The organism is Nocardia takedensis NBRC 100417 (assembly GCF_000308695.1).
GTDB classification, from domain to species: domain Bacteria; phylum Actinomycetota; class Actinomycetes; order Mycobacteriales; family Mycobacteriaceae; genus Nocardia; species Nocardia takedensis.
Genome location: NZ_BAGG01000115.1, coordinates 152,028 through 172,613 on the forward strand (window position 1 = coordinate 152,028; position 20,586 = coordinate 172,613).

The 20,586-nt window shown below is 67.1% G+C and carries 19 protein-coding genes; 10 read left to right on the forward strand and 9 right to left on the reverse strand.

Going from position 1 to position 20,586, the window contains the following annotated elements:
• Positions 1-5 precede the first annotated feature (5 nt).
• On the reverse strand, positions 6-1,829 hold the full coding sequence (locus ON30_RS37770; protein WP_157183826.1) for an ATP-dependent nuclease: 1,824 nt from the start codon (positions 1,827-1,829) through the stop codon (positions 6-8).
• A gap of 296 nt (positions 1,830-2,125) precedes the next feature.
• Positions 2,126-3,952, reverse strand: a complete 1,827-nt coding sequence (locus ON30_RS25020) for an acyl-CoA dehydrogenase (protein WP_040710650.1) — start codon at positions 3,950-3,952, stop codon at positions 2,126-2,128.
• Positions 3,953-4,423: 471 nt separating this feature from the next.
• Here ON30_RS25020 and urtA point away from each other — a divergent pair, with 471 nt between their 5' ends.
• The 6 genes from urtA to ON30_RS25050 all read left to right on the forward strand — a co-directional run bounded on the left by urtA (position 4,424) and on the right by ON30_RS25050 (position 9,937).
• Positions 4,424-5,626: an urea ABC transporter substrate-binding protein gene (urtA, locus tag ON30_RS25025; protein WP_051029963.1), complete on the forward strand. Its 1,203-nt coding sequence runs from the start codon at positions 4,424-4,426 to the stop codon at positions 5,624-5,626.
• A gap of 62 nt (positions 5,627-5,688) precedes the next feature.
• Positions 5,689-6,573 (forward strand): urea ABC transporter permease subunit UrtB, encoded by an 885-nt coding sequence (gene urtB / locus ON30_RS25030; RefSeq protein WP_040710652.1) that lies wholly within the window; start codon positions 5,689-5,691, stop codon positions 6,571-6,573.
• Positions 6,570-7,718 (forward strand): urea ABC transporter permease subunit UrtC, encoded by a 1,149-nt coding sequence (gene urtC / locus ON30_RS25035; RefSeq protein ID WP_040710654.1) that lies wholly within the window; start codon positions 6,570-6,572, stop codon positions 7,716-7,718. Before urtB ends, urtC begins: the two co-directional genes overlap by 4 nt.
• The gene (gene urtD / locus ON30_RS25040) at positions 7,715-8,545 is read left to right on the forward strand and encodes an urea ABC transporter ATP-binding protein UrtD (RefSeq protein ID WP_040710656.1); all 831 of its coding nucleotides are present in this window, start codon (positions 7,715-7,717) and stop codon (positions 8,543-8,545) included. The genes urtC and urtD overlap by 4 nt, the downstream gene beginning before the upstream one ends.
• Positions 8,538-9,230, forward strand: coding sequence for an urea ABC transporter ATP-binding subunit UrtE (gene urtE / locus ON30_RS25045; RefSeq protein ID WP_040710658.1), 693 nt, complete (start codon positions 8,538-8,540; stop codon positions 9,228-9,230). Before urtD ends, urtE begins: the two co-directional genes overlap by 8 nt.
• Positions 9,231-9,238: 8 nt before the next feature.
• Positions 9,239-9,937, forward strand: a complete 699-nt coding sequence (locus ON30_RS25050; RefSeq protein ID WP_040710660.1) for a GntR family transcriptional regulator — start codon at positions 9,239-9,241, stop codon at positions 9,935-9,937.
• Here the strand turns inward: ON30_RS25050 and ON30_RS25055 are convergent, their stop codons facing one another.
• A complete protein-coding gene (locus ON30_RS25055) occupies positions 9,938-10,816 on the reverse strand; it encodes a nuclease-related domain-containing protein (RefSeq protein ID WP_040710662.1) in 879 nt (292 codons plus the stop codon).
• 143 nt (positions 10,817-10,959) lie between these two features.
• Between ON30_RS25055 and ON30_RS25060 the strand changes: the two genes are divergently transcribed.
• Positions 10,960-11,505 (forward strand): carboxymuconolactone decarboxylase family protein, encoded by a 546-nt coding sequence (locus tag ON30_RS25060; RefSeq protein WP_040710664.1) that lies wholly within the window; start codon positions 10,960-10,962, stop codon positions 11,503-11,505.
• Positions 11,506-11,692: 187 nt separating this feature from the next.
• Here ON30_RS25060 and ON30_RS25065 read toward each other — a convergent pair whose 3' ends face one another.
• On the reverse strand, positions 11,693-12,298 hold the full coding sequence (locus tag ON30_RS25065; RefSeq protein WP_051029939.1) for a hypothetical protein: 606 nt from the start codon (positions 12,296-12,298) through the stop codon (positions 11,693-11,695).
• A gap of 212 nt (positions 12,299-12,510) precedes the next feature.
• Entirely contained in the window at positions 12,511-12,954 is a 444-nt protein-coding gene (locus ON30_RS25070) for a MarR family transcriptional regulator (RefSeq protein ID WP_051029940.1), read from the reverse strand.
• 45 nt (positions 12,955-12,999) lie between these two features.
• Here ON30_RS25070 and ON30_RS25075 point away from each other — a divergent pair, with 45 nt between their 5' ends.
• Together ON30_RS25075 and ON30_RS25080 are read left to right on the forward strand one after the other, a co-directional pair.
• Positions 13,000-13,866: an SDR family NAD(P)-dependent oxidoreductase gene (locus tag ON30_RS25075; protein ID WP_040710665.1), complete on the forward strand. Its 867-nt coding sequence runs from the start codon at positions 13,000-13,002 to the stop codon at positions 13,864-13,866.
• Positions 13,867-13,905: 39 nt separating this feature from the next.
• Positions 13,906-14,334 (forward strand): PPOX class F420-dependent oxidoreductase, encoded by a 429-nt coding sequence (locus ON30_RS25080; protein ID WP_051029941.1) that lies wholly within the window; start codon positions 13,906-13,908, stop codon positions 14,332-14,334.
• A gap of 3 nt (positions 14,335-14,337) precedes the next feature.
• Here the strand turns inward: ON30_RS25080 and ON30_RS25085 are convergent, their stop codons facing one another.
• From ON30_RS25085 to ON30_RS25095, 3 genes are all read right to left on the reverse strand, one after another.
• A complete protein-coding gene (locus ON30_RS25085; RefSeq protein WP_040710667.1) occupies positions 14,338-15,048 on the reverse strand; it encodes a polysaccharide deacetylase family protein in 711 nt (236 codons plus the stop codon).
• 72 nt (positions 15,049-15,120) lie between these two features.
• Entirely contained in the window at positions 15,121-16,524 is a 1,404-nt protein-coding gene (gene lpdA, locus ON30_RS25090; RefSeq protein ID WP_040710668.1) for a dihydrolipoyl dehydrogenase, read from the reverse strand.
• A 72-nt stretch (positions 16,525-16,596) separates the two neighbouring features.
• Positions 16,597-17,580 (reverse strand): dipeptidase, encoded by a 984-nt coding sequence (locus ON30_RS25095; protein WP_040710670.1) that lies wholly within the window; start codon positions 17,578-17,580, stop codon positions 16,597-16,599.
• A gap of 75 nt (positions 17,581-17,655) precedes the next feature.
• Here ON30_RS25095 and ON30_RS25100 point away from each other — a divergent pair, with 75 nt between their 5' ends.
• On the forward strand, positions 17,656-19,704 hold the full coding sequence (locus ON30_RS25100) for a prolyl oligopeptidase family serine peptidase (protein WP_040710671.1): 2,049 nt from the start codon (positions 17,656-17,658) through the stop codon (positions 19,702-19,704).
• Positions 19,705-19,713: 9 nt separating this feature from the next.
• On the opposite strand, the gene ON30_RS25105 is transcribed toward ON30_RS25100, so the two are convergent.
• Complete coding sequence (locus ON30_RS25105; protein ID WP_040710673.1) at positions 19,714-20,571, reverse strand: alpha/beta hydrolase family protein; 858 nt, start codon at positions 20,569-20,571, stop codon at positions 19,714-19,716.
• Between the last annotated feature and the right edge of the window lie 15 nt (positions 20,572-20,586).

Consider the following 20,586-nt stretch of genomic DNA (forward strand, 5'->3'; position numbering starts at 1 on the left):
CGGGTTCATGGCTGACTCCTGATAAACTCGTTCACGGCCTCGCGGATCCGCTCCAACACCACATCGTCAGTTGGAACGCGGTTTAGCGCTTGAAGTTGAAACGTAAGGATACTATCCGCGTCCGGCAGCTCGCCCGTCTGGGCCTCGGCGTAGTCTCGCCAGAGCTGTTTGCAGTTGTCCGGCGTCGCCGTCGGGCCCGGATCGTCTGCGATGCGATGGGGCCATAGGAAGATCTCTGGCGTCAGACAGGGCAAGAACCGGACGAACCGACGTCGCCACTCCAACGTTTTGACAACTGAATCTTGACGATGAAGCGCCGAATTTCCTTCTTCTTTGGAGCTGTAGGGCAATTTCGGCGCGTTCCCCTTGAACGACACAGTCAATTCAGTTTCGAGTTCTGCTGGCGGAATATTCGCCGCCGGTCGCGGCGGTGCAACTTCCTGATCACCATCCAGCAGCAGCAGGATATCTCCGCGCCCCTCGTGCGCCCACATCGGAATGTAATAAGTCCACAGCGTATCCGCTCCGCCGGGGATGAACTTGACGTCTACCGCGTTCGCGTCGGGCGAACCCACGAGGGCATACTGCACGAGTTTTGTTGCGAGTTGATCCTCGACTATCACTGCGGCGTGCTCGAACTCTACACCAAGCGCATTGAAAGCATACTGAGGCAGCGAGTCCTGAATCGGGATGTCCACCTTGCCGTCATCAGCACGGACCGTCAGAACTTTGACGGCTTCAGCAGGCAGGCGGCGGATCATGTCGGAGGAGTGTGTCGCAAATACAATTTGATGTCTATGAGTCTTCGCCGAGTACACCAGATACTCCGACAGCATCCGCTGAGCCGTCGGGTGCAACGACACCTCGGGTTCGTCGATCAAAACCAAGGATTTCGGCCGTGCAGTACTGAGTCGATAAACCAACATCACTACCGCGAATTCCCCACTGCCCGCAAAAGCTTCCGAATACCGCAACTCCTTGGACTCGAGCAGAACCGTCCATCCTCCACTGTTCCGATTGAAATACCGATGGTGAATAAGTCGTACACGCGAGTAGTCTTTTCCGAGAATTCGCGAAACCCATTGACGCTCTGAATCTGCCAGATCCTTGACTGATTCAACCACGCGCTCGACTCTGAACCATTGGTCCGTTCCCAGCGCATCCGTCACCGCCCTCGAGAGGCGGGCAGCACGGTTACGGATTCTGTGTTTTCGAGCGTTCAATAGTTGGATTTCCGTCGGAGTCCCTTCTCCTTCGGTAGCCACCTCGGACTGATGGAATGCCCAGTCGAAGGCCGACAGTTGCGACCGGAAGTCCAGGTAGACTACATCCTTTGCGATTGCGGACCATCGCGTGGAGGAAGCATCACCCTCGACAACCCGAGCCGGTGGGGAGAACTTTTCCATCTCATCAGGCCAAGTTGTCAGAGGTCGACTCGGTTCAAACAGGTCCGGATCGGCGATTTTCCCAGCTCTGGATTCTCGCCTTCTCCCGATCCTGGTCTTGACAACCTCGACCATACCGCCGGTGCTGGGTGACAGACGTCCATATATAAATCGATGGCGCTCAAGCGGCGATATCTCATCTACGGCTGTGCCAAACCAGTATCTACCGAGATCATTTCCCCGAGGACTGCCTTGCAAGGCACGAAGTATGGCCGACTTGTTGGAACCATTCGGTCCGACAAGCGCGGTTATCGGATACTTGAAGTCGATTCTCATGTTTGTCGATAGATTTCTGAACATCGGGAACCTGATGTAGCGAATCGCAGGCTCGAACTGCTTCGATTCCCACATTTTCTTCAGCTTCTCGTGCTCTTTTTCAGACAATCTTTCCCCCAGCGCTTCGTGTTCCGACGGGGCACCTCGGCCCCACCGCAGCTCGCCCGAAGACGCTACGCCGACCGCGAGTACCCAGAGGAACGATTCGTCAAACTCTTCCTCGACTCACGGAGCATCATAGAACGACGAGATCGACACCGCCCGAACGACATACGAGAAGTCACCATCATCGTCAGTTGACGGTCAACACGACCGTATCTGCGATGACGGTCGCTGGTCGCGCCCCCATTGCCCTGGCTTCGCCAAGCGCCGCAACCGATTCGGGCGGGTGTTGAGGCTACTGCTCAGAAGGCGGCTTCGTCGAGGGTCATGATGTCGGTGTCGAGGGCGGCGATGATCGCGCGGGTGGCGGTGAGTTGGGGGAGGACGTTGCGGGCGAAGAACTGCGCGACGGCGACTTTGCCGGTGTAGAAGGCGTGGTCGCGCTCGGCGGGGCCGGTGGCGAGCGCGGCGGCGGCCACCTCGGCTTGGACCAGCAGACGCCAGCCGATGAGCAGGTCGCCGACCGCCATCAGGAAGCGCACCGAGCCGAGCCCCACCTTGTACAGCTCGGTGGGTTCCTGCTGGGCGGCCAGCGCGTAACCGGTCAGCGCGGCCGTCATGGCCTGCACGTCGGCGGCGGCGGTGGCCAGCAGGGCGCGTTCGGTCGCCAAGCGGCCCGAACCGGTGTCCAGGAACTCCTGGATGCGCGCGGACAGGTGGCCGAGCGCCGTGCCGCCGTCGCGCAGGATCTTGCGGAAGAAGAAATCCTGGGCCTGGATGGCGGTGGTGCCCTCGTAGAGGGAGTCGATCTTCGCGTCGCGGATGTACTGCTCGATCGGATAGTCCTGGAGATATCCGGAGCCGCCGAGGGTCTGCAACGATTCGGTCAACAGTTGGTAGGCGCGTTCGGAACCTACACCTTTGACGATCGGCAGCAGCAGATCGTCGACGCGGTGCGCGAGATCCGGGTCCGCGCCCGAGACCAGTTGCGCGACGTCGGCGTTCTGGTGCGCGGCGGTGTAGAGGTAGACCGCGCGCAGCCCCTCCGCGTACGCCTTCTGCATCGCCAGCGAGCGCCGCACGTCGGGGTGGTGGGTGATGGTGACGCGCGGGGCGGCTTTGTCGGCCATCTGCGTCAGATCAGCGCCCTGCACGCGCTGTTTGGCGTAGTCGAGGGCGTTGAGGTATCCGGTGGACAGCGTGCCGGTGGATTTGATGCCGACGACCATGCGGGCGTTCTCGATGACCTTGAACATCTGCGCGATCCCGTTGTGCTCGCCGCCGACCAGCCAGCCCTTCGCGGGCACGTCGCCGCCGAAGGTGAGTTCGCAGGTGGGTGAGGACTTCAGGCCCATCTTGTGTTCGAGCCCGGTGACGTGGACGCCGTTGCGTTCGCCGAGTTCCAGCGTCTCGGGGTCGAAGAGGAATTTCGGGACGTAGAACAGCGACAGGCCCTTGGTGCCCGCGCGCGCCCCTTCCGGGCGGGCCAGCACCAGGTGGAAGACGTTCTCCGCGGTGTCGCCGACGTCCGCGCCGGAGATGAACCGCTTGACACCCTCGATGTGCCAGGACCCGTCCTCCTGGGGGACGGCTTTGGCGCGGCCCGCGCCGACGTCGGAGCCCGCGTCGGGTTCGGTGAGCACCATGGTGCCCTGCCAGCCGCGTTCGTAGCCCTGGCGCGCCCACTCGCGCTGTTCGTCGGTGCCGATGCCGAACAGCACCGCGGCCATCACCGGGCCCATGTTGAAGAAGCTCGCCGAGGGATTGGCACAGGTCAGCATCTCGTTGACGGCCCACACCACCGCCGCGGGAGCGGGGGTGCCGCCCATGCCCTCGGGTAGCCCGAGTCGGCTCCAATCGGCCTCGTGGACGGTGGCGACGGTGCGTCGCAACGGTTCGGGAACGACCACCGAGAACGTAGCCGGATCGTAGGTGACCGGGTCGCGGTCGGCGGCGGCGAAGGATTCGGCCACCGGCCCTTCGGCCAGCCGTCGCACCTCGGCCAGGATCTCCCGCACCGTGTCGGTGTCCAGGTCGCCGTATGCCCCGGTGTCGAGGAGTTTGCCCAGTTCCAGCACCTCGAACAGGTTGAACTCGAGATCGCGCACATTAGCCCTGTAGTGCCCCACGCCGGCCTCCTCGACCTACGAACCACGGGGGCGCACGTCCCCCGATCGGGTGTTCTGACGTTGTACGAACGCAGCCTGCCGCACCCGACTCGGGCTACGCAACCGTAGGGACCACGGCCGATCGTCGTAGGTGAACTCCGCGCTCACATCCGGTGGCCGAAAGGTAACCGGAAACGTTCACATCGCGGAAACATCGGCAATCGAGTCGTCACCGAGAGATATTCCGGCGCAACAACGGACGTCTACCGTTCGCACCACGAATACAGCCGTTGTATACACACCGGTCTACGCATCTGACCGGTGCGAAAGCGGGCGTATTCGGCGCGGCGCAGCCAACGCCGCCGCTACCTGATGAAGTGAGAAGGGTCCCGCCCCATGCCTGATTCCCGTGCCGCCCGCCGGCCTCGTTCCACCTCAGGGTCGACGCGCTCGCGCCTGACGAAAGTGCTGGTCGCACCGACCGCGCTCGCGATGGCGGGCCTGTTGCTGACCGCCTGCGGCGCCAAGGACGACGCCACCACCGAAGGGTCGAACGCGGCCTCCTGCGTCGACACGTCCAAGCCCACCATCAAGGTCGGCTCGCTGCACTCGCTCTCGGGCACCATGGCCATCTCCGAGGTCACCGTCGCCAACTCCACCAAGCTGGCGATCGACCAGATCAACGCCGCGGGCGGTGTGCTGGGCAAGAAGGTCGAGATCGTGCTGGAGGACGGCGCCTCGGACCCGAAGACCTTCGCCGAGAAGGCCGAGAAGCTCATCAGCTCCGACTGTGTCGCCGCGGTGTTCGGCGGCTGGACCTCCTCGAGCCGCAAGGCCATGAAGCCCAAGTTCGAGAGCCTGAACTCGCTGCTCTACTACCCCGTCCAGTACGAGGGCCTCGAGGACAGCAAGAACATCTTCTACACCGGCGCGACCACCAACCAGCAGATCGTGCCCGCGCTGGACTACCTCAAGCAGAAGGGCGTCAAGTCCCTCTACCTGGTCGGCTCGGACTACGTGTTCCCGCAGACCGCCAACCGCGAGATCAAGGCGTACGCGGCGGCCAACGGCATCGAGATCAAGGGCGAGGACTACACCCCGCTGGGCTCGACCGACTTCTCCACCATCGTCAACAAGGTGCGCACCGCCGACGCCGACGCGGTGTTCAACACCCTCAACGGCGACTCCAACGTCGCCTTCTTCCGCGAGTACACCAACGCGGGCCTCAAGGCCGCCGACATGCCGGTGGTCTCGGTGTCGATCGCCGAGGAGGAGGTCGCGGGCATCGGCGCGCAGAACATCGCGGGCCAGTTGACCGCGTGGAACTACTACCAGACCGTCGACACCCCGCAGAACAAGGCGTTCGTCGACGCCTACAAGGCCGCCTTCGGCGCGGGCAAGCCCACCTCGGACCCGATGGAAGCCGCCTACGCCTCGGTCTTCCTGTGGAAGAACACCGTCGAGAAGGCCAACTCCTTCGCGGTCGCCGACATCCAGGCCGCGGCCGACGGCGTGAGCTTCGACGCCCCCGAGGGCAAGGTCACCATCGACGGCTCCAACCACCACATCACCAAGACCGCCCGCATCGGTGAGATCCGCCCCGACGGCCTCATCTACACGGTGTGGGATTCCGGTTCCCCGATCCAGCCGGACCCGTACCTGAAGTCCTACGAGTGGGCCAAGAACCTGAAGTGATCGTGCGCGTCGGTGCGGGACGGTCGCGACCGTCCCGCACCGGCCGATGTTAGGAGCACTCTATGGATGTCGTCGTCGGTCAGCTCTTCACCGGGTTGAGCCTCGGATCGATTCTTCTGCTCGCGGCGCTGGGCCTGTCGCTGACCTTCGGTCAGATGGGCGTGATCAACATGGCGCACGGCGAGTTCATCATGGCCGGCTGTTACACCACCTACGTCGTGCAGAAGGTGTTCAGCTCGGCGGGCGTGTCACTGCTGGTCTCGCTGGTCATCGGGTTCCTGGTCGGCGGTGCGTTGGGGGCGGCGCTGGAGATGGGACTCATCCGCTGGATGTACGACCGGCCGTTGGACACCCTGCTGGTGACCTTCGGCGTCGGCCTGGTCCTGCAACAGGCCGCGCGCGACATCTTCGGCGCGCCCGCCAAGAACGTCCTGGTCCCCGAATTCCTCGGCGGCGGTGTGACGATCCTGGGCGCGGTGGTGCCCAAGACCCGCATCTTCATCCTGGTGTTGGCCGTCGTCGCGGTGATCGTGCTGGCGATCGCGCTCAAGACGACACCGCTGGGCCGCCGCATCCGCGCGGTGGTGCAGAACCGCGGACTCGCCGAAACCAGCGGCGTGTCCAGCAGATTCACCGATATCAGCACCTTCTTCATCGGCTCGGGCCTGGCGGGCGTGGCCGGTGTCGCGCTGACGTTGATCGGCTCGACCAGCCCCACGATCGGCCAGAGCTATCTGATCGACGCGTTCCTGGTGGTCGTCATCGGCGGACTCGGCCAGATCAAGGGCACCGTGATCGCGGCGTTCGCGCTCGGCCTGCTCAACTCCTTCATCGAGTACTCGACCACGGCCTCGATCGCCAAGGTCGTCGTGTTCGTCGTGATCGTCATCTTCTTGCAGGTCCGGCCGCAGGGCCTGTTCACCGTTCGGACAAGGAGTCTGGCATGACCACACTCACCCAGCGGATGCGTGCGCACTCCTCGTTGACCGCGCTCGGCGGCTTCGCCGTCGCCGCGATCCTGTTGTTCGCGGTGGCCCCCGCGGTCCTCAGCGATTTCCGGTTGAACCTGCTCGCGAAATTCCTGTGCTTCGCGATCGTCGCGGCGGGTATCGGATTGGCCTGGGGGCGAGGCGGAATGCTCACCCTGGGCCAAGGCGTGTTCTTCGGACTCGGCGCCTACATCATGGCCATGCACCTGCAGATGGCCGACGCCACCCGCCTCGGCAACGACGTCCCCGAATTCATGGAGATCTCGGGCATCCGCGAACTGCCCTCGTTCTGGCAGCCGTTCGCCTCGGGTCCGGTCGCCATCCTGGCGATCCTGATCCTGCCCGGCCTGGTCGCGGCCGTGCTCGGCTACGGCGTGTTCAAGCGGCGGGTCAAGGGCGCGTACTTCGCGATCCTGAGTCAGGCGCTGGCCGCGGCGCTGGCGATCCTGCTCACCGGCCAGCAGGCCATCGGCGGTTTCACCGGCCTGTCGGATTTCCGCGCCTTCTTCGGCTTCAAACTCTCCGACCCGGCCAACCGGCAGATGCTGTTCTTCATCGCCGCGGGCACCCTGCTCGCGGTGGTGGCGCTGGTCCGCCAACTCATGCACAGCCGCTACGGCGAACTGCTCGTCGCCGTGCGCGACCAGGAGGAGCGGGTGCGCTTCCTGGGTTACGACCCCGCCAACGTCAAGATCGTCGCCTACGTGGTCGCGGCCTTCTTCGCCGGGATCGCGGGCGCGCTGTTCACCCCGATCGTCGGCATCATCTCCCCCGCCGACATCGGCGTCGTCCCGTCGATCGCGTTCCTGATCGGCGTCGCCATCGGCGGACGCACCACCCTGCTCGGCCCGGTCCTCGGCGCGATCGGCGTGGCCTGGGCGCAGACCGCGCTGTCCGAACAGTTCCCCTCGGGTTGGACCTACCTGCAAGGAATCCTGTTCATCGTGGTCGTCGGGTTCATCCCCGCCGGACTCGCGGGCGTGTGGCCGATGCTCAAGGGCGCCTACCTCGCGCGATTCGCGAAAACCGAACCGCCGCAACCGGAACCGGTCGAGCAACCCGCCGAACCGACGCCCGTCGAGGAGAAGGTGCACACGCGATGAGCAACGAACCCAAGCTCGGCGGCAACGCGGGCATGGACAGCGAATACCTCGAAATCCGCGGCCTCTCGGTCAGTTTCGATGGTTTCAAGGCCGTCACCGATGTGGACCTGACCGTCTTCCAGGGCGATCTGCGCTTCCTCATCGGCCCCAACGGCGCGGGCAAGACCACCCTCATCGACGCCATCACCGGCCTGGTCCCGGCCACCGGATCGGCGACCAAATCGGGAGCGCAACTGCTCGGCAAGAAGGTGCACCAGATCGCCCGCCTCGGCGTCGGCCGCACCTTCCAGACCGCCAGCGTCTTCGAACAGCTGTCGGTGTTGCAGAACCTCGACATCGCCGCGGGCGCGGGCCGCTCCGCGCTGACCCTGCTGCGCCGCCGCAAATCCGTGCTCCCGAGCATCGAGGAGGCGCTGGAGATCACCGGGTTGACCGACCTGCGCGACAAACCCGCGGGCGTGCTCGCCCACGGGCAGAAGCAATGGCTCGAGATCGGCATGCTGCTGGTGCAGAACGCCTCGGTGCTGCTGCTGGACGAACCCGTCGCGGGCATGAGCGCCGAGGAACGCGACGAGACCGGAAACCTGTTGCGCCGCATCGGCGGCGAGCGGGTCGTGGTCGTCGTCGAACACGACATGGACTTCATGCGCTCCTTCGCCACCTCCGTCACCGTGCTCGCGGGCGGCAAGGTGCTCAGCGAGGGCACCGTCGAACAGGTGCAGGCCGACCCGAAGGTGCAGGAGGTCTACCTCGGCACCGCCGCCGCGATCGGCACCGAACTCGAGGACGAGTCCACCGCGCCGACCAAGGAGGCCGCAGATGCTTGAACTGATCGATGTCCGCTCCGGATACGGCCGCACCGAGGTCATCCACGGTGTCACGCTGACCGTGCCCGACGACAGCGTCGTGGCCGTCATGGGCCACAACGGCGCGGGCAAGACCACCCTGTTGCGCACCGCCGTCGGACTGATCGGCGCCAAATCCGGTCAGATCCGCTTCGACGGGGAGACCATCACCAAGATGCCGCCCTCGCGGCGGGTCAAACGCGGCATCGCCTACGTGCCGCAGGGCCAGCAGAGCTTCCCGCAACTCACCACCGCCGAGAACCTCCAGGTCGTCGCCGACGGACGCAAACGCGGCAAAGCGCTCATCGCCGAATCATTGGACCTGTTCCCGGCGCTGAAGGATCTGCTCACCCGCAAGGCCGGACTGCTCTCGGGCGGCCAGCGCCAGCAGTTGGCGATCGCGCGGGCCCTGATCACCGAACCCAAACTGCTCATCCTCGACGAACCCACCGAAGGCATCCAGCCCTCGGTCGTCGCCGAGATCGAACGCACCATCATCGACCTGACCCAGCGCGGCGGTCTGAGCGTGCTGCTGGTCGAACAACACATCGGCTTCGCGTTGCAGGCCGCGCAACGCTACTACGTGCTGCAATCCGGTCGGGTCGGGTCCGAGGGCGCGGGCGGCGCGGGCGCGGAGACCGACGTGCGCTCGGCGATGGCGATCTGAGCGGGACCGTGGCTCGCAACAGGCGGGTCCCGTTGAGCGAGCGGGTCTACCACTCGCTGCGCCGGGACCTGGCCGCCGGAGCGATCGTGCCGACCGAACGCCTGGGCGAGGAACGCCTGGCCGAAGCCTACGGCGTCTCGCGCACACCCGTGCGCGAGGCGCTGGCCCGCCTGCAAGCCGACGGACTCGTGGAACGCCACGGCGACGGCCTCTACCCCTACCGTCCCCGCCTCGAAGAACTCGACCACCTCTACGAACTGCGGATCGTGTTGGAGACCAGGGGAATCCAACGCGTCCTCGACCACGCCGAGGACACCGCCCACGACCTCACCCTGGTGCGCACCGAACTGGACCGCTGGCGGGCCCTGCGCGACGCGCCGCCCGACCCGGGACCCGCGCTGGTCGCCGCGGACGAACAATTCCACACCACCCTGCTCGCCGCGGCGGGCAACACCGCGCTCGCCGAAGCGCTCACCGGCGTCTACGTCCGGGTGCGCCCACTGCGCACCCTCGACCTGCCCACCCCCGACCGCATCGCGACCATGTCCGCCGACCACATCCGCATCGCCGAACAACTGCTCGCCGGCGATCCGGGCACCGCGCTGCGCACCCTCATCGCCCACATCGACACGTCCCGCGCGCACGTCCTGACCCGCGCCCAACAAGCCCTCCGGCTCACCAAATTCGGTCGCGCGATGCGGGATTGATCAGCAGTCGGTCTGGAACGGGAAACAGTTCTGCGGCCTGGACGCGGGCGTCGTCGGTTCGGCCGTCGTGGTCTGGGTGGCCCGCTCCCCGGGTCCGTCGGTGTCCGCGATCCACGCCGTGACCACCACGCCCAGCACCACGACCACCCCGATCAACGCCACCGCCAGCACCGCCCAACCCCCGATCGACTGACCGCGACTGGCCGGACCCGGCACCGGTTTCGGTTTCGGCCGGTACTCGGGCAGCACCGCCGCGATCGGGGGCGGCGTGGCGGCGGCGAACCCGTCGGCGATCAGTTCCGCGCGCGAAGGCGGGTCCAGACCGAGGGCGCGCGTCGCCGCGACCACCCGGTCGGCGGTCCAGTCCCGCGAGGCCGCCGAGAAGTTCTCCACATAGATCCGCAACTCGGTGGAATCGGGGACATTGGCCACCACGACGTCCAGCCCTGGCCGCAGACTCGTGCGCGCGGGCCGCACCACCACACCGCGATACGGGACCAGCAGCACCGCGCCGCACACGTGCCCCGCGTCCTGCAACGACCGCTCCAGCGCCGACCGGACCACGAACACCGACTGCTCCAGTTGCGCCACCGGATCGGCGCCCGGCTGTTCGTCCAGGTCCAGCGGCGAATCGCTGATCGTCCACGGGCCGTCGTCGGACAGATCGAGGATGCCGCTCTGTCGCCTGCGGAAACCCTTCACCGCGAGCACCGTGATCCCCCGCGGCGTGAACAGCACCGCGTCCACCCGGCGGGTGCCGTTACCGCCGACCTGCACGTCCAGCGCCGCCAGACAGGTCACCGGGATCGCGCGCACGGCATCGACGAACTCGCGTTCCGCGCCCGAGAGCGCAGCCCCCGACCTGACCTTCACCAGCATCGCGCAACAACCCCTGCCCACCACGATCCGACGCGCCGGAACCGACGTGCGCGAGATTCGCCCGGCACATCGCGACCACCGAAAGGGTACGCTGACACACCGGTTCCGCGCTCCCCATCCGCGCACGACGAGAGGCAAGGACCATGGTTTCGACGACGCGACCACGCATCGCCCCCGGCCGACTACGCGAACTCGGACCGATCAACTGGGCTGTGTGGCAGGTCCTTTCCCGCGCCGCGGGCACCGGCGACGCCCACCTGTTCTCCACCCTCGGCCGCACCCGCGGCCTGTTCCGCGGCTGGCTGCACTATTCCGGCAAACTCATGCCCGGCGGCCGATTGCCCAGGCACGAATCCGAATTGGTGATCCTGCGCGTCGCCCACCTGCGCGAGTGCGACTACGAGACCGATCACCACATCCGCCTCGGCCGCCGCGCGGGCATCACCCCCGAAATCCTCACCCGCATCCAGGCGGGGCCCACCGCCCCCGACTGGTCCGCCAAGCACCGAGCCCTGCTCACCGCCGTCGACCAGATAGTCCGGACCCGCGACCTCGACGACGAGACCTGGACCCTCCTGTCCGCGCACTACGACGACCGCAGCCTCATCGAATTCGTCCTGCTGGTCAACCAATACGAGGGCCTCGCCTCCACCATCACCACCCTCCGCATCCAACGCGACGGCCTCTGAATCGCGCGCGATCACCGTGCTAGAATGAGGTGAGCAATGAGCTGGCGTTCCCGACGTTCCTCGCGATAGTCGGCCAGGCCCTCGGTGTAGCTACGGCAGCCGGGGGCTGCTTCTTTTCAGGGCGAGTGCACGGGTCCGCTCACTCGATCGACTCCACGAAGTGCACTCGGTCCCGCACCTCATCGAACTACGTCCTGGTGTCGTCCGTGTGGGTGATGCTGCGGCGAAACGCGGACGACACCAGATCCGGCAACCACAGCAGCCGCTCCACCCCCGGCGACGTCTGCAGCAAGCGCGTCGGCTGCGGAATCCGCTTCTCGGCGATCAACTCTTTGTGGTTCTTGCGGTCCTTGTTGCGAAAGTTGTTCTGGTTGCGCTCCTCGAGCACCAACAGTTCCACGGGTGACCATGCACCCGCCCCACCGCCGGTGAGCGCGACGGCCAAGCCGCGGTAACAAGCCCGCCGCGCGACCTCGCCGTCGTGGTCGTCGGCGTCCACCGGAACGCGGAAGGCGATGATGCACGTTTCCGGACCGTGGCCGAGAAACTTCAGCATGTCCCGCGTCTTCGCGCGCCCGCTGTCGCTCAACAGCGCTTCGGTCGTGTGCCATCGACCGCTGTGCGCGATGTCCCCCAGACCTTCACGCAGTTCCGACATCTGCTCGAACGCGACGATCACCGCCGTGAAGATGTAGAAGGTCTCCGCAGGCGCCACCACCGGATCCGAAACCTGATAGGACTCGTCCAGATAGGCGACCGGACCTCGGCAGCGTCGATACGCCTCCTCCACCATGCGGACTCTCGGGTCGTTCGTCACCGCGCAAGCGTAGGGTCGGCTGCCCGGAGCTCCCAGTTCGCACGGCGCGTCGGTGCGCGCAATTGCGTTGTGTCCCTACAACTCCGAAGTCCCGTCCGACCGGTTCGGATACACCGCGGCCGGATTCGCATGTTCGGAGCACGCGCGCGGACCTCGATGACGGCCATATCCGGCGGACGAGTTGGCCGCTAGGAGAGAGGGGGTTCGGGGTCGGTGGCGAGGATGTCGGCCACTTCGTCGAGGAGGATGTCGAGGCGGCGGAGTTGGGTGGGGGTGAGGTGGGGGAGTTCGGTGGCCAGGGCGGTGTCGATGGGGGCGCGGCCGCGGGTGCGGAAGACTTCGACCATGGCGGTGGGTTCGACGCTGACCAGGACGCGGCGGCCGTCGCGGGGGTCGGCGGTGGTGATGAGCAGGCCGTCTTCGCGGTAGCGGGCGACGATGCGGGAGACCAGGCTCTGGGCGATGGCGGTGCGCTCGGTGATGTCGCGGATCGAGGACAGGGGGTAGAGGGCGACGTCCTCGATGACGGCGTAGTCGCTGGGGGCGAAGCGGCGGGCGCCGGTGGTCCCCGTGGCGGCGAAGGCGATGGCACGCAGGCGGCGTGCGATGAGATGTAGCCCGGCGGCATCCATCCCGGCAATATACATCACCAGTTATATAACTTAAGATGTATCACTATGTATGGAATTGGGGAGTGGACCCATCTCGTCAGGAACAGCCTCGACACCCAGATCAGCCTGACCCGGCTGCGGCGGCGTCGCACGCTGCGCGAGATGGCCGACGGCCGACGGATCCTCATCACCGGCGCGTCCTCGGGGATCGGGCGGGCCGCGGCCCTGCGACTGGCCGCGGCCGGGGCGCACGTGCTGCTGGTCGCGCGCCGCGAACCCGAACTGCGCGAGGTCGCGAAGGAGATCGAGGCCGCGGGCGGATCGGCCGCGGTCCACCCCTGCGACCTCAACGATTTCGACCAGTTGGACGCCATGGCCGCCGGGGTGCTCGCCGAACACGGCGGCGTCGACATCCTGGTCAACAACGCGGGCCGCTCGATCCGGCGCAGACTCGACGAGTCCTACGACCGCTTCCACGACTACGAACGCACCCTGCGATTGAACTACCTGGCCCCGACCCGGCTCATGCTCGCCGTACTGCCCGGCATGCGGGAGCGGCGCGAGGGCCAGATCGTGTCGGTGCTGTCGGTGGCCAACCTGTTCGGCGGCCCCGGCTACGGCGCCTACGTCGCGTCCAAGGCCGCGCTGGATTCGCTGACCGCCACCCTCCAGATCGAGACCCACACCGAGAACGTCCGCTTCACCTCCATCTACATGCCGCTGGTCCGCACGCCGATGATCGCGCCCAACCCGGTGCACCGCGACGCGCCCGCGCTGACCGCCGACCAGGGCGCGCAGGTCGTCTGCGACGCCGTCATCGACCGACCGCGCCGCATCGGGCCGCTGCTCGGCCGTTTCGCCGCGCACCTGGACCGCACCCTGCCGGACCGGTTCGACGCGGTCCGGCACGCCCGATTCCGTCACGGCATGTGAGGCGGGAAGGCGGACCCGGTCGCGGCGGTTGCACCCGTCATGGAACTCGCCACCGCCCTGGAATACGCCGCCACGACCAAACACTCGGTGCTGACCACCCTGCGCCGCGACGGCCGCCCGCAGTTGTCCAACGTCCTGCACGTGACCGGCCCGGACGGCCGCATCCGCATCTCGATCACCGCCGACCGCGCCAAATACTTCAACCTGCGCCGGGAACCGTGGGCGGCGCTGCACGTGACCGCGGCGGACTTCTACTCCTACGTGGTGCTGGAGAGTCGCGTGGAGTTGACCGAGGTCGCGACCACGCCCGACGATCCCGCCGTCGACGCGCTGGTCGACTACTACCGCGAGGCGCTCGGCGAGCACGAGGACTGGGACGACTACCGGCGGGCGATGGTCCGCGACCGCCGCGTGCTGGTCACGCTGATCCCCGAGCGCGCCTACGGCATGCTGGAACTGCCGCGCTGAGCGTCACCTCGCGCGCGCGAGCAGATCCGACACGGTGACGAGCCGGTAGCCCGCCGAGCGCAGTTCGGCGAGGATGCGGGGCAGCGCGGCCCGCGACGGCCCACGCGAATCGGCCATCACGTGCAGCAGCACGATCGAGCCGGGACGCACCCGGTCGACGGTGGCCGCCACGATCTCCTCGCTGCTCGCGGGCACGCCGGAGTCGGGTTCGACATCCCACATGATCGTGGTGCGGTCGTGGTCGGACAGGTACTTCGGCAGAGCCCAGAGTTTCTTGCCGTAGGGCGGGCGGAAGGTGACGGGGCCGGTGTAGCCGGTCTTCGCGATCTCGGCGTCGGTGTCCTCGATCTCGGCGCGCACGGTGTCGCCGGAGACCAGGATCATCCGGCGGTGGGTGTAGGTGTGGTTGCCGATCTCGTGACCGGCCGCCGCGATGGCCCGCCCCGCCTCCGGACGCGCGGCGAGATCGCGGCCGTTGAGGTAGAAGGTGGCGGGGACGCCCGCCTCGGCGAGGACGCGCAGCACCTCGGGGGTGTGCGCGGTGGGGCCGTCGTCCAGGGTCAACGCCACCACTTTCTCCTCGGTGTCCACGCGGTCGACCAACCGTCCCGCCAACTGGTGGGTCCGCGAATTCATCAACTGGTATCCGCCGACGGCCAGGGCGATCACCACGACCAGGCTCAGCGCGACACCGATCAGCACTCTGCGACGCATCCACGATGTGTAGCACTTCGAACGGCGACGGCGGCACCCGGAGAGTTCCGGATGCCGCCGCCGACCGGGTGATCAGAAGTTGATCATGTGCCCCGCGAGACCGTGGAACGCCTCCTGCAACGCCTCGCTCAGCGTCGGGTGGGTGTGCACGTTGCGGGTCAGTTCGTTGACCGTCAGATCCCACTTCTGGGCCAGGGTCAGCTCGGGCAGCAGCTCGGAGACGTCCGGGCCGATCAGGTGGCCGCCCAGCAGTTCGCCGTACTTCTCGTCGGCGATCAGCTTGACGAAACCGGTGGGATCGCCCAGACCGTGCGCCTTGCCGTTGGCGGTGAACGGGAAGGTCGCGACCTTCACCGCGTAGCCCTCCTCGCGCGCCTGCGCCTCGGTCAGCCCGAAGCTGGCGACCTGCGGCTGGCAGAACGTCGCGCGCGGCATCATCCGGTAGTCGCCCAGGGTGAGGGTCTCCGCGCCCGCGATGGTCTCGGCCGCGACCACGCCCTGCGCTTCGGCGACGTGGGCGAGCTGGAGCTTCGCGGTGACGTCGCCGATGGCGTAGACGTGCTCGACGTTGGTGCGCATGTTGTCATCGATGGCGATGGCACCGCGGTCGGTGAGCTCGACGCCGGTGTTCTCCAGACCATAGCCCTCCACGCGCGGGGCGAAGCCGACCGCCTGGAGCACCTTGTCGACGGTGACCGTCTCCACCGAACCGGACTTGTTGTCCTTGATCGAGACGGTGACCTTCGCGCCGTCGTCGTCGATGGACTGCACCGCCGCGCCGGTGGTGATGGTGATCCCCAGCTTCTTGTACTGCTTGGTGATCTCCTTGGAGACGTCGACGTCCTCGTTGGGCAGGGCGCGATCGAGGAATTCCACGATGCGCACGTCCACGCCGTAGTTCTTCAGGACGTAGCCGAACTCCATGCCGATCGCGCCCGCGCCCACGATGAGAATGGACCCGGGCAGGTCACGGGTGAGGATCTGTTCCTCGTAGGTGACCACGTTGGCGCTGAGCGAGGTGCCGGGCAGCAGTTTGGTGGTGGTGCCGGTGGCGATGATCACGTTGTCGAAGGTGATCGTCTCCGTGCCGCCCTTGCCGAGCTCGACCGAGATCGTGTTCGCGTCGACGAAAGTGCCCTTTCCGTCGAACTCCTCGATCTTGTTCTTCTTCATCAGGAAGTGGACGCCCTTGACCCGACCGTCCGCGACCTTGCGGCTGCGGTCGAACGCGACACCGAAGTCGAAGCTCGCCTCACCGGAAATACCGAAGGTCTTGGCCTCCTTGGTGAAGATGTGGGCCAGTTCGGCGTTGCGCAGCAGCGCCTTCGACGGGATGCAGCCCACGTTCAGGCACACACCGCCCCAGTATTTCTGCTCGACAATCGCTGTTCGCAGGCCGAGTTGAGCGGCACGGATCGCGGCGACGTAACCGCCGGGACCAGCGCCGAGAACGACGACATCGTAGTGGGAAGTCACGGTGTCGAGCCTAGCTCCGTCGCGGGATCTTCACCGAGCGTGCCCCCGCTTCGGTGAGCCCGCGGCCGGTCCTCATCGCGGGTCGCGCCACACCTGTCGCGCCGCGCGGGCGAAATTGCCCCCGAATATCGCCGCGCGGTCGGCGGCGGAGAACCCGCGGCCGGCCAGCACGGCGGCCAATCCGGGAATATCGGACAGTCCGAGCAGATCCTCCGGCGGCACCCAGCGCAGCGGGCCGTAGCGGGTGTAGTCGGCGGAGAAATTGTGCGGGTTGGCGCGGATCTCGGCGTTGAAGTCGTCGCCGTCGAAGGAGAAATCCGAGCCGACGCCGATGTGGTCGATCCCCACCAATTCCACGCCGTACTCGATGTGGCGGGCCATCGCCGCCACCCGGGCCGCGGCCTCGGATTCGGCGTTGTGGCCCAGGAAGATGCCGACGCCGTTGATCCCGATGACGCCGCCGGTGCGCGCGCAGGCCAGCGCCTGTTCGTCGGTGATGTTGCGCGGATGCGGCCAGAGGGCGGCGAAGTTGGAGTGGCTGTAGATCATCGGGACGGCGGTCAGCTCGGCCATGTCCAGCCCGCTGCGCCGCGAACAGTGCGAGCCGTCGACGAAGACGCCGACCTCGTTCAGGACGGCGACCAGGTCGCGTCCGTAGCCGGTCAGGCCGGTGTCCGCGACGTCGAGGCACCCGCAGCCCGCCGCGTTGGCGTGGTTGTAGGTGGCGGCCAGCGAGCGGACGCCGAGGGCGTGGAACCTCGCGACGTTGTCCAGGTCGCCGCCCAGCGGGCCGGAGTCCTCCAGGTCGAAGGCGAGCGCGATCACCTCACCCGCGTCCGCGAGGTCGGCGAGGGTGCGCACGAGGCGGAAACGGCCGTCGGCCAGCGCGGCGGCGCGGAAGGATTCCGCGAGGGCGACCGCCTCGGCCGTGGACTGCGGCGCGTACCCGACATTCACCGACAGATAGGAACCGACGGGATAGCGGGCCAGTTCGGGCACCGGCGCCGACGGCGACATCGGAAGACAGCAGTGCTGTTCCCACAGAAACGGAGACACGGGCCTGCTCCTGTCGTCCGGACGCGTGATCGACTCGGAATTCCCGATCCTAGGCCCTTCGGCGAGAATATCGACATGAGCGAGCCGACCGCGAACGATCCGTACCTGTGGCTGGAACAGGTGACCGACGAGCGCGCCCTGGACTGGGCGCGCTCGCACAACGAGGTGGTGCTGACCGAGTTCGCGGATTCGGCGCGTTTCAGCGATCTCGAGGCCCGCATCCTGGCCATGCTCGACACCGACGACAAGATCGCCTACCCGGGGCGGCGGGGCCGGTGGCTCTACAACTTCTGGCGCGACGCGGCGCACCCGCGCGGGCTGTGGCGGCGCACCACCTTCGCGGAGTACCGCTCGGAGTCCCCCGCCTGGGATGTGCTCATCGACGTGGACGCGCTCGCCGAGGCCGAGGGCGAGAACTGGGTGTGGGGCGGCGCGGCGGTGCTGCGTCCCGAGCAGTCGCGGGCGCTGATCAGTCTCTCGCGCGGCGGGGCAGACGCCAAGGTGGTGCGCGAATTCGACCTGGACAGTCGCGAGTTCGTCGATCCGGCCGCGGGCGGCTTCACCCTGCCGGAGGCGAAATCCGACTTGCGCTGGATCGACCTGGACACCCTGTACGTGGGGACGGACTTCGGTCCGGGCTCGCTCACCGATTCCGGCTACCCGCGCGTGGTGAAGAAGTGGCGGCGCGGCACCGATCTCGCGGACGCCGAGACGGTGTTCGAGGGCGAGGCGACCGATGTCGCGGTGTCGGCGGGCTACGACCGCACCCCCGGCTACGAGCGGCACTACGTGGGGCGGGCCACCGACTTCTACAACGAAGAGGTCTACCTGCTGGCCGAGGACGGGACCAGGACCCGCCTGGACACGCCCACCGACGCGAGCGAGTCCTGGTACAAGGACTGGCTGCTGATCCGGTTGAAGTCGCCGTGGGAAGTCGCGGGCGCCACCTATCCGGCCGGTGCGCTGCTGGCCGCGAACTTCCCCGAATTCCTCGCCGGGGAACGCGATTTCGAGATCGTGTTCACCCCCGACGCGCACACCTCGCTGCACGGCTACGGCTGGACCGAGAACTACCTGCTGCTGGTCACCCTGGAGGACGTGCAGACCAAGCTGTCCGTGATCACGCCGGGCGTCGACGGGTGGGCGCGCACCCCGCTGGCCGATACGCCGCCGATGGCGACCAGCAGTGTGACCAATCTCGACCCGCTGGAGAGCGGCGATGAATACATGCTGGTCACCAGCGGTTTCACCACGCCCGCGACCCTGCTGTCCGGTGCGATCGGCGGCGCGACCGAGCAGTTGGCCCAGGAGAACGGCTATTTCGACGCCACGGGCATCGAGACCGAGCAGTTCTTCGCCCGCTCCGAGGACGGCACGATGGTGCCCTATTTCGTCATCCGGCACCGGGATCGGCGCGACACCCCCGGCCCGACGGTCATGTCGGGCTACGGCGGGTTCGAGATCTCGCGCACCCCTTCCTACAGCGGCGCGTCCGGCATGGGCTGGCTCGAGCGCGGCGGCACCTGGGTGACCACGAACATCCGCGGCGGCGGCGAATACGGGCCGCAGTGGCACACCTCGGTGCAGAAGGCCAACCGGCACAAGGTGTACGAGGACTTCTCGGCCATCGCGCGCGACCTGGTGGCCCGCGGGATCACCACCGCCGACCGACTCGGCGCGATCGGCGGCAGCAACGGCGGCCTGCTGATGGGCGTGATGCTGACCCGCTACCCGGAACTGTTCGGCGCGATCGTGTGCCAGGTGCCGCTGCTGGACATGAAGCGCTACCACCTGCTGTTGGCGGGCGCGTCCTGGATGGCCGAATACGGCGACCCGGACAAGCCGGAGGAGTGGGACTACATCAGCAAGTACTCCCCCTACCAGAACGCGCGCGCGGACGCCGACTACCCGCCGATCCTCCTCACCACCTCCACCCGCGACGACCGCGTCCACCCGGGTCACGCCCGCAAGATGGCGGCGCTGCTCGAGGAGCAGGGTCATCCGGTCTGGTACCACGAGAACATCGAGGGCGGCCACGGCGGCGCGGCCGACAACAAGCAGTCCGCGTTCCAGGCCGCGCTGATCTACGAGTTCTTCACCCAGAAGTTGATGCGCGAGGACTGAACTCCCGGATCAGCGGTCGCGCAACCACTTCTCGATGCGCTCCACCGTGGTGTCGGGGTCGGCGATCCAACCGTTGTGGCCGAGCGGGCGCGGCTCGCGCCACTCGGTGACCTGCGCCTTCGGCATCTTGGCGAGCAGGTGCGCGGCCGCGCCCGGCGGCGTCAGTTCGTCGCCGGACATGGTGATCGACAGCACCGGCAGTTTGAGCCTGGCGATGCGCTCCTCGTAGTCGATGTCGGCGTCGACGGGCACGAACCGGCCGGTGCGGGCCAGCCGCGCCCAATCGGCGATCAACACCTTGGACTGGCGGCCGAACCCGCCGACGGTGATGCGGTCGCCCGGCCAGAAACCGGCGATCTTCGAGGTCACCGCGGCGGCCGTGGTGCCTGCCAACATGCCGGGCCCCAGGATTCCGTAGCCGCGGTGGTACGGGGTGCCGGAGGCCACCAGGATCAACCCGCCGAGTCGGGAGCGCACCCGCGCGGCGTAGAGGACGCCGAGTTGGCCGCCCATGCTGTGCCCGAGCAGATACGGGGTGCTCGCGGGGAACCGCTCGCGCACCACCTCGAAGATCGCGGGGAAATCCACCGCCGCGAGTTCGTGGTAGCCGTAGGTGCTGCGCGGGCTCGGCTTGGGACGGCTCTCGCCGTTGCCGCGGACCTCGCCGATCGCCACGTCGAAACCACGGGAGGCCAACTGCCGCGCGAACACCGAGTAGTAGGCGCCCGCGACCCCGAGGCCGGGAATGATCACGACCACCGGGCGGGGCGCGTCGGGCGTCACAGGATGCCGATGCGCCCCCGCGGCGGGCAGTAGCCGGACCGGCAGGGTGCTGCCGTCGGGGACCTGGATGGGCACAGTCTCCATGCAGCGCACGCTACC

Excerpts from the sequence above, each read along its gene's own strand:
- ON30_RS25055 (WP_040710662.1), bottom strand. The coding sequence starts at position 10,816 with ATGCTGGTGAAGGTCAGGTCGGGGGCTGCGCTCTCGGGCGCGGAACGC.
- ON30_RS25100 (WP_040710671.1), top strand. The coding sequence starts at position 17,656 with ATGAGCGAGCCGACCGCGAACGATCCGTACCTGTGGCTGGAACAGGTG.
- ON30_RS25080 (WP_051029941.1), top strand. The coding sequence starts at position 13,906 with ATGGAACTCGCCACCGCCCTGGAATACGCCGCCACGACCAAACACTCG.
- ON30_RS25060 (WP_040710664.1), top strand. The coding sequence starts at position 10,960 with ATGGTTTCGACGACGCGACCACGCATCGCCCCCGGCCGACTACGCGAA.
- urtA (WP_051029963.1), top strand. The coding sequence starts at position 4,424 with ATGGCGGGCCTGTTGCTGACCGCCTGCGGCGCCAAGGACGACGCCACC.
- ON30_RS25085 (WP_040710667.1), bottom strand. The coding sequence starts at position 15,048 with ATGCGTCGCAGAGTGCTGATCGGTGTCGCGCTGAGCCTGGTCGTGGTG.
- ON30_RS25065 (WP_051029939.1), bottom strand. The coding sequence starts at position 12,298 with ATGGTGGAGGAGGCGTATCGACGCTGCCGAGGTCCGGTCGCCTATCTG.
- ON30_RS25075 (WP_040710665.1), top strand. The coding sequence starts at position 13,000 with ATGTATGGAATTGGGGAGTGGACCCATCTCGTCAGGAACAGCCTCGAC.
- urtD (WP_040710656.1), top strand. The coding sequence starts at position 7,715 with ATGAGCAACGAACCCAAGCTCGGCGGCAACGCGGGCATGGACAGCGAA.
- ON30_RS25105 (WP_040710673.1), bottom strand. The coding sequence starts at position 20,571 with ATGGAGACTGTGCCCATCCAGGTCCCCGACGGCAGCACCCTGCCGGTC.
- urtB (WP_040710652.1), top strand. The coding sequence starts at position 5,689 with ATGGATGTCGTCGTCGGTCAGCTCTTCACCGGGTTGAGCCTCGGATCG.
- urtC (WP_040710654.1), top strand. The coding sequence starts at position 6,570 with ATGACCACACTCACCCAGCGGATGCGTGCGCACTCCTCGTTGACCGCG.
- ON30_RS25070 (WP_051029940.1), bottom strand. The coding sequence starts at position 12,954 with ATGGATGCCGCCGGGCTACATCTCATCGCACGCCGCCTGCGTGCCATC.
- urtE (WP_040710658.1), top strand. The coding sequence starts at position 8,538 with ATGCTTGAACTGATCGATGTCCGCTCCGGATACGGCCGCACCGAGGTC.